This is a genomic window from Psychrobacillus vulpis (genome assembly GCF_006861825.1).
Taxonomy (GTDB): Bacteria; Bacillota; Bacilli; order Bacillales_A; family Planococcaceae; genus Psychrobacillus; species Psychrobacillus vulpis.
In genome coordinates this window covers 168,144-179,311 of record NZ_VDGI01000012.1, presented here as the reverse complement: position 1 = coordinate 179,311, position 11,168 = coordinate 168,144, and the positions used below count along the sequence as shown (strand labels likewise).

The following is an 11,168-nucleotide window of genomic DNA, read 5'->3' as shown; positions in this document are numbered from 1 at the left end:
CGCTTAAAGGCTAATGTTACCATTAGCCCTCCAAGACTCGCTACGAGTGAATGGCTAGTTCTTTCTCGACGGGAATCCCACCCGCTATATGATACGACCTAGGCTCGGCCGCACAAGCACCCGTTAGTTTAAGTACAACCCTTCACAATCCAACTATTACTTTAACATTACTATGCAATTTAATCTTTCCGTTTTTCATGCATGTACTTCATCCATTTTTTTAGCTTATAACTACAAATAATATACCCGATACTTGAGAAGGCATTTACTCCAACTGACAACTTCCAAATAAGGGGATGTGAGGTATAGATACCTGCTGCTATCCCTGTGAAACCAAGTAGCGTTAATTGAAATAACTGCTTTTTATGATTTTCATAAATAATAAATTGAAATTGTCTTCTTTGTTCGGTTTCCTTTAAACGTTCTAATGTTTGAGGTGCATTTAAAAATTCTGTAACAGAATGAAAGATTTTAAATATAGGTTGTGACTGAATCCATTGCCAAACAAATGACCATTTATTACTCCCTTGTTTATTCAACCATTCCATAAAAACAGGTTTACCGAGTTCAATGAGTTCCTCCTCTGGTGCCAAATTGCGGAGGATTCCTTCAATCGTTACGAAAGAACGACCTAAAAAGACAAATCTTGTTGGAACTTGAATGGGTAGTGCTTGAATCATATCGTTCATTTCTAGTTTTAACGCGATAAGATCCATTTCTTTTAATTGAGCAGGTTGGAAGGACATAAATTCAGCTAATAGCCTTTCGATCGTTCTTGATTCAGCATCAGGGAGCAAAAATCCTAATTGAGACAAGCAAACAACAGCTTTAGCATAATTTTTCGAAAGAAAGCTTTCAATCAAACCTTGAAAATTAGCAGCATCCTTTTTGGTGATTTCCCCTACCATTCCGAAATCAAGTAAGATGATTCTTCCTTCCTTTGATACAAGTACGTTTCCCGGATGTGGGTCAGCATGGAACGTACCAGGCTCAATCCATTGTGGAAGGAACACTTTGATGAGCCGTTGAGCCAACTCATGACGGCTCACTTCTAACTGATCTAAAGCCCTCACATTTGTGAGTCTTATTCCTTCAACCCATTCCATCACCAGTACCTTTGACGTACTAAGCTCCGAATACACAGAAGGAATTTGTACAATATCGACATCCTTAAATCGTTCTCTAAAATACAGTATGGCTTTCAGCTCTTTTGTAAAATCAAGCTCTCGTTCAATCACTTGTTTTAGTTCCTTAAACAAGACTTTAAAATTTATAAACCCTTTTGGAACGGGAACAAAGTGATCGGCAAACCAAATGATGATTCCTAAAGTACGGAAGTCAATTTGTACAATCGAATTAATATTAGGACGTTGCACTTTAATAGCGACCTTTGTTCCATCTTTCAAAACACCTTTATATACTTCTCCAATGGATGCTGAAGCAATTGCATCTTTTTCGATTGAAAGAAAGTGATGATTAAGGGGATTCCCCCATTCCTTTTCAAGAATTTCCTGAACATCACTCCAGTTAGAAGGGGGAACTTTGTCTATAAGATCTTGGATTTGGCTTATAAATGCATTGGGCAACAAGTCGGCACGAATGCTGAGCAGCTGTCCGATTTTGATTAGTAAACCTTCTAATTCAAAAAGTGTTTTTCGAAACCTTTCCCCTATTTTTCCCCAAAGTTCTTCCCATTCAGCTTCAGGCTTTTTCCGAATTTTATACCAATAAACTTGAATGAAGATGGAAAAGGACATAGATAGCACCTTTGACATCCGAACCAACTTATTCTTTGTTTTCATCACAAAACCTCTCATTTCTTTTTTAGCCATCCAATCATATTTCTTGAGACGTCTACACCTAAAACCTTCGAAGACCGTTACCTTGCAAATTGACCAGTTCCACAACCTAAATCTAATATTGACATCCAGTACGCTCTCCTCTTTTTATTAACGATTCAGCAGGGTCCTCTTAAGTGTTGTCATTTTTCTTTTCTTGAAGAAATTTATTTACATGGTAGTTCAATAAGACAAAAGAGCTGCCTAAGCAACCCCAGGTTCTTTAACTAAAGCTTCCGTATTTTCCCTACTATTCATAGCTAAAAACTGTACAAAATCAAATAATCTCTTACTACTTTCACATATTTTTATTTTTTCATAGGCAACTGTACAAAGCTTTTCTTAGTGCGAGTTCTCTTAGTTCATTAGCCATTCCAAATCCATGTTTATTCATCGCATAAGCATAACCTAATTTCTCATCTGGATCGGCAAAGCAGAATGATCCTCCTGCACCGGGGTGACCAAAAGAACTTTCACTTCGTCCAAATTTCATATCAGAAAAGTGCTTCCAAAATCCCGAGGAATAGGCTATGTTTATACAATTCACATGATCATAATACCCTTCTATTGGAGGTGTGGCCCTTTTGCATAATTCATTTATTGTTTCTTCACTTAATCCCAGTTCTTTTGAACCACTAGCAAAAGCACCGTAGATTTTTGCCATGGATCGTACTTGTCCTACCCCATAGATAAAATAGGTCGATGATTAAAATTATCATTTGCTACAAATTCTTTGGGGTCTACTAAACTTCTAGCTACTAATGACTTTGTATTAAGAAAACCTAGTAACATTTTTTGGGGCAACTTTGTTATTCCCATAAGTAATTGAATGGGGTGATTTATTCCTTCAATAGTTGTTATTCTATCTTCTGAAACATCTGTGGGAAGACCAATATAAAACTCTGCCTTTAATGGTTCTGCTATTTCCTCTTGAAAGAAATCTTTTAGGGTTCGATGTTTTGGATCTGTCCTTTTAATCAGTTCTCCTATTAAGGTCCCGATTGTCCAAGCGTGTTAGCCTTGTATTTTTCCAATTTCCCAAGCAGGTTTACTTGCAGCAAGGGAAACCGATAAACGAGAAGTATCCAAGTCTTCTAACGTATCAATTCCGAGTTCATTTAGAGGTGACAGCCCTGCTTGGTGTGCTAGAAACTGTCTAACGGTTATCTTTTCTTTTCCATTTTGAGCAAATTCAGGCCAATATGAACACACTTTTTCATCGTAGTTAATGTAACCCCTAGATTGCGCTAAACTTAAAGCCAATGAAGCAAAACCTTTTGTAGCTGAAAATACTTGAACAAGTGTATCTTCTTTCCATTCTGCACGAGTATGCCGATTTCGATATCCACCCCATAAATCAACGACTGCTTCATTATTAATATATACAGAAAAAGCAGCTCCAACTTCTCCTCTTTTAGTGAAGTTCTTAATAAATTCATCCTTTACTGATTCAAATCCCGATGCAACAAATCCATGAACTGATACATTATTTCTTATACCCATGTCTTTACCACCTTTTTTAAGCAAAATCTAGCAATCCTTCAGAAATAACATTTATGTATTTACAAAATAAAAATAATACAATAAAATAAATTTAACAAATATATGACTAAAAGTCTATAAATAGTCAAATAAAACTGGAGTGATAATGAATTATGGCAAGAATTACATCTGAACAGAGAAAACAGATATACGAAGCCCTTCTCATTAAGGGTAAAGAACTGTTTACTCAATATGGATTCTCTAAAACCAGTATTGATGACATAGTAAATGCATGTGGAATTGCAAAAGGTTCTTTTTATACATATTATTCATCAAAAGAAGAGTTGTTTTACGCAGTATTACGAAAAGAGGAAGAGGTGAAAAATATAATTATTTCAGAAATTATGCAGGAGTCTCTACCTCCAAAAGAACTTCTAATTCGCTTCTTTGAGACATCATTTAAAACTATAGAGCAAAATCCATTTTTACAAAGTCTTTATCAAAGAGGGGAATATGAGAGAATTGTGAAAAGACTTCCAAAGGAGCTTCTAGATAATCATGCAAAGGAAGATTTAGATAGTTCTTTAGATTTTGTAAAATTTCTACAAGAAAAAGGTGTAACAGAAGATGATCCTGAAGTACTTATTGGCCTTTTTCGGACAACCATACTTATTCCTTTACATCGACAAGAAATTGGAGAACCAACTTTTTCAAAGATGATGAAAAAAATGATTGAATGTCTATCAGATGGTCTGACAAAACATAGAGAGTGAATTTCATTTATTATAAAGTTAATACTATGGTGCTTCAATTTTCACTTCTATAAAATTATGATTCAGCGATGTATGCTTTCATATTGAAAGCTTAGGACTTTATTTTATAATCTAAATCAATTTTAAATGGACCTTTTCCTTTAACAAAGCCATAATTTTACGACTGGATAGAAAAAAATCTGCCCGGATAAAATCTTTTCTGTCCATATAGAATTATTTCTGACCGGATAGCATTTTTTATTGTTTGACAAAAAGAAAATAGATTCCGAGTGATGACTATTCGCTCGGAATCTTTTTAGTTTTCTCGTTTTGTTAAACTCCCATTTGACCAATCATACTCATCAAAGTCAGCAGCAACATAAATTGGAAACTCGAAATGTTCTACTTGAGAGACCATTTCCTTTATATCGGATGGCATAAATCGTGCACTAATATGATTGACGATTAAATGTTTGGCGCTAGCTTCTCTACATACATTTGCAGCATCAACAATAGTCGAATGTCCATATTGGCTAGCAAGTTCCGCTGTCTCTAGATCGAATGTACCTTCATGTACAACAATATCAGACCCACGACTTAACAATATAGAGTTCTCACAAAAACGCGTATCGCCTAATATAGTTACTTGGAATCCTTCTTTCGGTTCACCAGTTACATCCACACTTTTTACAATACGTCCATCCGGTAGCTCTATATTATGTCCTTCTTTTAATTGCCTTAATAATGGACCTCTCGGAACACCAAGGGCATCGGTTTTTGCTATTAAAAGCTCAGGAGAAAGTGGTTTTTGTGTCACTTTATACCCAAAACAAGGGATAACATGTTCAAGAAGTTTTGCTTCGACGATAAATTGTTCATCTTCAAATATAATTCCTTCTTCGATTTCAATAACATTAAGAGGATATTTAACATGTGTATTTGATATCGAAAGTGTCATTTCAATCCATGCTTTAATACCAGTTGGTCCGTAAATAGTTAGTGCCTCATCTCCTCCTAAAAACGAACGGGATCCAAGTAATCCTGGTAAACCATAAATATGATCGCCATGTAGATGAGTAATAAATAATTTCTCCAGTTTTCTCGGTTTCAATGTTGTATGTAGGATTTGATGTTGCGTCGCCTCACCACAATCAAATAACCAAAATGTCCCTCTCTCATCCAGTAGTTTTAATACAGTTGCCGTTGTATTTCTTTGTTTCGACGGCATACCTGCACCTGTTCCTAAAAATAATATTTGCATCTTGTCACCTGCTTTCATGATCATCCAAAAAGTCTTTACTGAAACTCGTTTTGGATTCTAACGAGGCTTTCTTTTTTACTTTAATACCTCGTTTAATACTATCCTTCCCAAACTTAGTCTGCAACTGTTCGACAAGCTTTAAGATAGGTTCTTCTTTTGCATGTTCTTCAAAATTAAAGATGGATAACTGCTCGACGGATTCCCCTTTATCGTATACATTATTTACTGTAACACCGAGTAATCTAATTGGATCCCCATTCCAAGATGCATGAAATAGTTCGACTGCCAATTGAAAAATTTCATTCTCGTTGTAAAGTCTATTCGACACTGTTTTACTTCTCGTTTTATTTTTCCAATTGACATCTCTAATATGAATAGTAATCGAACGCCCTGCTAAATTTTTAGCATCTAGTCGAGAAGCTACTTTTTTGGATAGTCTGCGAAATACTTTTTCAATTTCCTCTATATTTGTTTCATCGTAAGGAAGCGTTGTAGAGTTTCCAACACTTTTCGTATCAAATACTGATTCCGGATCAACTACCCGATTGTCTATTCCATTTGCACGCTCGGAAAGTCGAATTCCTATTTTCCCAAGTTTCTCTCTTAAAATACCGGGTGTTGCATTAGCTAAATCTCCGATTGTATGAATATCGAATTCCGCTAGTTTTTTCGCAGTACTCCCCCCAACGCCATGCATTTCGATGACCGGGAGTGGCCAAAGTTTTTCCTCAACCTCACGTTTACGTAAGACTGTAATCCCCATTGGTTTTTTCATATTCGATGCGGTTTTAGCTAAAAATTTATTCGGTGCTATTCCGATAGAACTCGGTAAATCCAACTCACGAATAATGCGATTTTGAATGGTTTCCGCAAAAGCAATCGGATCTTGTTCCATTTCTACATCACTCACGTCCATATATCCTTCGTCAATTGACACAGGTTCCACGAGTGGCGTATACGAACGTAGTATATCAAACATAGCTTTGGAAGCAGCTCGATATCGCTCAAAATTAGGAGGCAATAAGATCAATTCCGGACATTTTCGTTTCGCTTCCCAAACAGACATCGTAGTATAAATGCCCTTTGCTCGTGCTTCATACGAGCAAGTGACTAGAATCCCTCGTCTTTCTTTCGGATTCCCAGCAACTGCAATTGCTTTACCTTTCAAAGAAGGATCATGTGCCTGTTCAACAGAAGCATAGAAGCTATTCATATCAAGATGAAATATTATTCTTGCCTTACTCTGCACGTATCTCACCTCAACTTTGTATTATTCTATTATACCAATTTTGTCTCGAATGAAACACTTGCTCGTTTAACAATTTGCAGTGCATAAAGAATAGAAAATGTCTATCAAATCAATAGACGATTTGATAGACATTCTGGGTTACAACTTATTATAAACTAGCTTGTTCTTCCTTCTTAACGCTCTCCAGGTAGGATTGAATATCCTTAATTCCTTCCAATGAACGCACTAAAATGGATGGATCCACTATTGTAATCATACGGTTTTCTAAATTAGCAACCGAAGTAAAATATTGCGTTTTCGTATAATTCACTAATCCAATTTGCTTTAAATCATCGGATGCAATATCTAGAATCTCTTTTGCTTCCTTTACGAGTAGTCCAATTGAAATATCTTCTGTATGCATAGTAATAATCCGAGCGACATCATGATCGACTCCACTACGATTGTACAAAATTTGTTCAAAATCGATTATTGGTACAAGCTCTCCACGAATTTTCATTAGTCCAATTAAATAATTTGGTAAATGTGGGATAGGATTAATATGCTCTAATTTTTCAATAGAAATAACATGTTCTACTGGTACTGCGTAATCTTCGTTTCCACATTGAAATACAACTACCTTTTCACTAGACATTAGGAAACACCTCCTGAGAATATTATTCTGCTGCTACTTTCACTATTTCTACTAGTAAGTCTGCTAGCTTTTCTAACTCTTCTACTGGCATACGTTCATTTGTTGTATGAATTTCCTCATAACCAACTGATAAAATAACAGTTGGAATTCCGAAGCCAGCAATAACGTTTGCATCACTGCCTCCACCACTTGTTTTAATATCGGCTGTTCTTCCAATACGTTCAACTGCACGTTTAGCTACTTGAACTACTTGATGATCTTCTTCAAAACGAAAACCAGGATACATAAGCTGTGTTTCCGTTTCAACAGCACCACCAAGCTTAGATGCTGTTTCATCAAATACTTGAACCATATGAGCTACTTGTGCATCTAGCTTTTCTTTATTAATGGAACGTGCTTCCGCTAAAATGTGCACTTCGTCACATACGATATTAGTAGCTTTTCCACCTTCAAAACGACCAATATTAGCAGTCGTTTCCATGTCAATACGGCCAAGTTTCATAGCAGAAATAGCTTTCGCAGCTAGTGTAATTGCCGAAATCCCTTTTTCAGGCGCTACCCCAGCATGTGCCGTTTTTCCTTTAATCGTTGTCCAAAGTTTTGCTTGGAAAGGAGCTGCTGTTACTATACCACCAACAGTTCCATCACTATCAATAGCGTATCCATATTTTGCGGTAATTAATGAAGGATCCATTTCTTTCGCTCCAACGAGACCACTTTCTTCACCAGCAGTAATAACAACTTGAATATCACCGTGTTCAATATTTGACTCTTTTAGTCGTCTAATTGCTTCAAAAAGAGCCGCAATACCAGCTTTATCATCAGCACCTAAAATCGTTGTACCATCCGAATAAATATAACCATCCTCTTTCAAAGTTGGTTGAATACCTTTACCAGGAACAACTGTATCCATATGCACTGTAAAATAAATTGCATCTGCATCTGTTTTTGTACCTTTTAAAGTTGCGATAAGGTTACCTGCTCCATGCCCTGTTCTTGCTGCAGAATCATCTTCCATAACAGAGAATCCAAGCTGCTCTAATTTATTCATTAAAATTGGTGCAATTATTTGTTCATGTTTTGTTTCTGAGTCGATTTTCACTAGTTCAAAAAACTCTTCTATTAAACGATTCATCTTGTCTAATGACTCCTTTATAATGGAATATTTCCATGCTTTTTAGTTGGTCTTGTTTCTTTTTTATTACGCATCATCTCTAAAGCTTGAATAAGTTTTACACGGGTATCACGAGGATCAATCACATCGTCTACCATCCCCATAGAAGCTGCTACATATGGATTTGCAAATTTTTCACGATATTCTTCAATTTTTTCTGCTCGAACTTTTTCTGGATCATCACTATTTGCGATTTCACGAGCAAATATTATATTTGCTGCTCCTTGTGGACCCATTACCGCAATTTCTGCATTTGGCCATGCATAAACTACATCAGCTCCAATTGATTTGGAGTTCAATGCAACATATGCACCACCATATGCTTTACGTAATATTACTGTCATTTTTGGAACTGTTGCTTCGGAATACGCAAACAAGATTTTCGCACCGTGACGAATAATACCGCCGTGTTCTTGTTTAATACCAGGGAAGAAGCCCGTAACATCTTCAAATGTAATAATCGGAATATTAAATGCATCACAAAATCTGATAAATCTTGCTGCTTTATCACTGGAATCGATATCTAACCCTCCAGCCATCACTTTTGGCTGATTGCAAACGAGTCCTACTACTTCCCCTTTAATACGAGCTAAACCTATCACGATATTTTTTGCAAATTCCTTCTGAACTTCAAAGAAAGAATCTGTATCTACCACTTGCTCAATTACTTTTCGAATATCGTATGGACGAACTGCTTCAAATGGAACTATATCTGCTAAATCTGGACGATCATCTTCTTCACTTGTAACACTAACCATAGGAGGTTTTTCTTCAAAGTTTTGAGGTAAATAACTTAAAAGCGTACGTACATCTTTCAAAACCTCTTCTTCCGTTTTCCCACGGAAATGTGCATTACCACTTATTGTATTATGTACCTTAGATCCCCCAAGGTCTTCGGAGGAAATTTTTTCTCCAGTTACTGTTTCGATTACTTTTGGTCCTGTAATAAACATTTGACTTGTTTCGTCAGTCATAAAAACAAAGTCGGTAATAGCAGGTGAATAGACAGCTCCACCAGCACATGGCCCTAATATAACAGAAATTTGTGGAATTACTCCCGAGTATATAGCATTACGATAGAAGATTTGTCCGTAACCATCTAGCGAAACAACACCTTCTTGTATGCGGGCTCCACCTGAATCATTTAATCCGATAAAAGGCGCTCCATTTTTAGCTGCTAAATCCATAACATTCGCAATTTTCAACGCATGCATTTCCCCAAGCGCTCCACCAAATACAGTGAAATCCTGCGAGAATAAGTAGATAGGTCGTCCATTCACTTTCCCATAACCTGTTACTACTCCATCGCCTGGTCCTTCTTGTTTGTCCATGCCAAAATCTACAGTTCGATGTTGAATAAATGGATTTAATTCAACGAAGGAATCCTTATCTACTAGTAATTCAATACGCTCTCTTGCAGTTAACTTTCCTTTTTCATGTTGTTTCTCAATACGGCTGTCTCCGCCACCTAATTCAATTTTACGTTTACGATCGTATAGATCATTAATTTTTTCATAAATATCCATCTATTACTTCGCTCCCCCTGATTTATCACAAAGTTCATATAAAACGCCGCCAGATGCTTTTGGATGAATAAATGCTACTTGTGCTCCCCCTGCACCTATCTTAGGTGTTTCTTGAATAAGCCTAACCCCTTTTTCTTTCAGCTCGTCCAATCGCTCTTGAATATTCGAAACACCGAAAGCAACATGATGTATGCCCTCTCCTTTTTTCTCAATAAACGTATGAATTGTACTTGTTTCATCCATTGGCTGTAGCAATTCTAGCTTTACATTCCCACTATCAATAAAAGCAACACGAACTTTTTCAGATGGAACGTCTTCAATATGTATAAGTGATAACCCTAATGTTTCTGTATAATACGGTAGTGAATTTTCAATACTTTTTACAGCAATACCTATATGATCTACTTTTTCCACTGTCTCCCACCCCAATTTTAGAATACATATATTAGCTGCTTTCTTTGCTATACTTTCTATTGTACATATTTCAAAAAAAAATGGCTACCACTTGTGCTTTTTTTCGAATTTGTTAAAATAAAAGTAATTGTTAAAGGAGAGAATTTCATGCGCAATCAAACATTCCGTAAAATAATTGTATACTTAATGATTTTTGTAATGGTTATGTCCTCTTTATTATTTGGTTTAAGCTTTATCTTATAATAGAAAGAATGTGTAAGAAGCCTAAGTCTGGACAAGGGTCTTATTATGAGGCTTGCAAATGTAGAGGCTAAGGCTTGAGCATAAAGTAATTCTTTCTTATTGTGAATAAAAACAGCGGAGGCACTTAGTGCTTCCGCTGTTTTTGTATTAGATTTCTTCGCAGTGTTCTTCAAACAATGCTTGGATATGAGTAATAACAGACATTGGATCATGTCCTTCAATTTCGTGACGTCCTACCTCTGCTACTAGCTGTCCATCTTTTAAAAGAGCAAATGATGGAGATGAAGGAAGATGTTCATCACCGAAAAGATTACGTGCTTGTTGTGTTGCTAATTTATCTTGTCCCGCAAAAACTGTAACAAGATGATCTGGTCTTTTATCGTAATGAATTGCATTAGCTGCTGCAGGGCGAGCGATACCACCTGCACATCCACAAACTGAATTTATCATTACAAGCGTAGTACCTGGACGAGCAAATGCAGTATCTACCTCTTCTGGTGTTGTTAATTGTTCATAACCGCTCGCATCCATTTCTCCACGAGCTTGCATTACCATATCATTCATCAATAAATTAAAATCCATATTCATTATGAAC

The 11,168-nt window shown here is 36.4% G+C and carries 12 protein-coding genes; 2 read left to right on the top strand and 10 right to left on the bottom strand.

What is annotated here, in order from left to right; translation table 11 throughout:
• Nucleotides 1-179: 179 nt before the first annotated feature.
• From FG384_RS12150 to FG384_RS20175, 3 genes are all read right to left on the bottom strand, one after another.
• Nucleotides 180-1,802 carry an ABC1 kinase family protein gene (locus tag FG384_RS12150; protein ID WP_142642865.1) on the bottom strand — a complete coding sequence of 541 codons (1,623 nt, stop codon included), beginning with the start codon at nucleotides 1,800-1,802 and terminating at the stop codon, nucleotides 180-182.
• A gap of 352 nt (nucleotides 1,803-2,154) precedes the next feature.
• Nucleotides 2,155-2,502: a beta-lactamase family protein gene (locus tag FG384_RS20180; RefSeq protein WP_240793413.1), complete on the bottom strand. Its 348-nt coding sequence runs from the start codon at nucleotides 2,500-2,502 to the stop codon at nucleotides 2,155-2,157.
• Between the two features lie 350 nt (nucleotides 2,503-2,852).
• Nucleotides 2,853-3,341, bottom strand: a complete 489-nt coding sequence (locus tag FG384_RS20175) for a serine hydrolase domain-containing protein (RefSeq protein ID WP_240793412.1) — start codon at nucleotides 3,339-3,341, stop codon at nucleotides 2,853-2,855.
• Between the two features lie 152 nt (nucleotides 3,342-3,493).
• Here FG384_RS20175 and FG384_RS12140 point away from each other — a divergent pair, with 152 nt between their 5' ends.
• Nucleotides 3,494-4,093, top strand: a complete 600-nt coding sequence (locus FG384_RS12140) for a TetR/AcrR family transcriptional regulator (RefSeq protein ID WP_142642864.1) — start codon at nucleotides 3,494-3,496, stop codon at nucleotides 4,091-4,093.
• A 295-nt stretch (nucleotides 4,094-4,388) separates the two neighbouring features.
• Here the strand turns inward: FG384_RS12140 and rnz are convergent, their stop codons facing one another.
• The 6 genes from rnz to mce all read right to left on the bottom strand — a co-directional run bounded on the left by rnz (nucleotide 4,389) and on the right by mce (nucleotide 10,330).
• Nucleotides 4,389-5,333: a ribonuclease Z gene (rnz, locus tag FG384_RS12135; RefSeq protein ID WP_142642863.1), complete on the bottom strand. Its 945-nt coding sequence runs from the start codon at nucleotides 5,331-5,333 to the stop codon at nucleotides 4,389-4,391.
• A 4-nt stretch (nucleotides 5,334-5,337) separates the two neighbouring features.
• Nucleotides 5,338-6,582: a DNA polymerase IV gene (locus tag FG384_RS12130; RefSeq protein ID WP_142642862.1), complete on the bottom strand. Its 1,245-nt coding sequence runs from the start codon at nucleotides 6,580-6,582 to the stop codon at nucleotides 5,338-5,340.
• Nucleotides 6,583-6,730: 148 nt separating this feature from the next.
• Nucleotides 6,731-7,216, bottom strand: a complete 486-nt coding sequence (locus FG384_RS12125) for a chemotaxis protein CheW (protein ID WP_142642861.1) — start codon at nucleotides 7,214-7,216, stop codon at nucleotides 6,731-6,733.
• A gap of 22 nt (nucleotides 7,217-7,238) precedes the next feature.
• The gene (locus tag FG384_RS12120) at nucleotides 7,239-8,351 is read right to left on the bottom strand and encodes a M20/M25/M40 family metallo-hydrolase (RefSeq protein ID WP_142642860.1); all 1,113 of its coding nucleotides are present in this window, start codon (nucleotides 8,349-8,351) and stop codon (nucleotides 7,239-7,241) included.
• A 17-nt stretch (nucleotides 8,352-8,368) separates the two neighbouring features.
• Nucleotides 8,369-9,916: an acyl-CoA carboxylase subunit beta gene (locus FG384_RS12115; protein WP_142642859.1), complete on the bottom strand. Its 1,548-nt coding sequence runs from the start codon at nucleotides 9,914-9,916 to the stop codon at nucleotides 8,369-8,371.
• Nucleotides 9,917-9,919: 3 nt separating this feature from the next.
• Nucleotides 9,920-10,330 carry a methylmalonyl-CoA epimerase gene (gene mce, locus FG384_RS12110; RefSeq protein ID WP_142642858.1) on the bottom strand — a complete coding sequence of 137 codons (411 nt, stop codon included), beginning with the start codon at nucleotides 10,328-10,330 and terminating at the stop codon, nucleotides 9,920-9,922.
• Nucleotides 10,331-10,477: 147 nt separating this feature from the next.
• On the opposite strand from mce, the gene prli42 reads away from it, so the two are divergent.
• Nucleotides 10,478-10,573, top strand: a complete 96-nt coding sequence (gene prli42, locus FG384_RS19655) for a stressosome-associated protein Prli42 (protein WP_150136656.1) — start codon at nucleotides 10,478-10,480, stop codon at nucleotides 10,571-10,573.
• Between the two features lie 147 nt (nucleotides 10,574-10,720).
• Here the strand turns inward: prli42 and FG384_RS12105 are convergent, their stop codons facing one another.
• Nucleotides 10,721-11,161: a BrxA/BrxB family bacilliredoxin gene (locus FG384_RS12105; RefSeq protein ID WP_142642857.1), complete on the bottom strand. Its 441-nt coding sequence runs from the start codon at nucleotides 11,159-11,161 to the stop codon at nucleotides 10,721-10,723.
• Nucleotides 11,162-11,168: the final 7 nt, after the last annotated feature.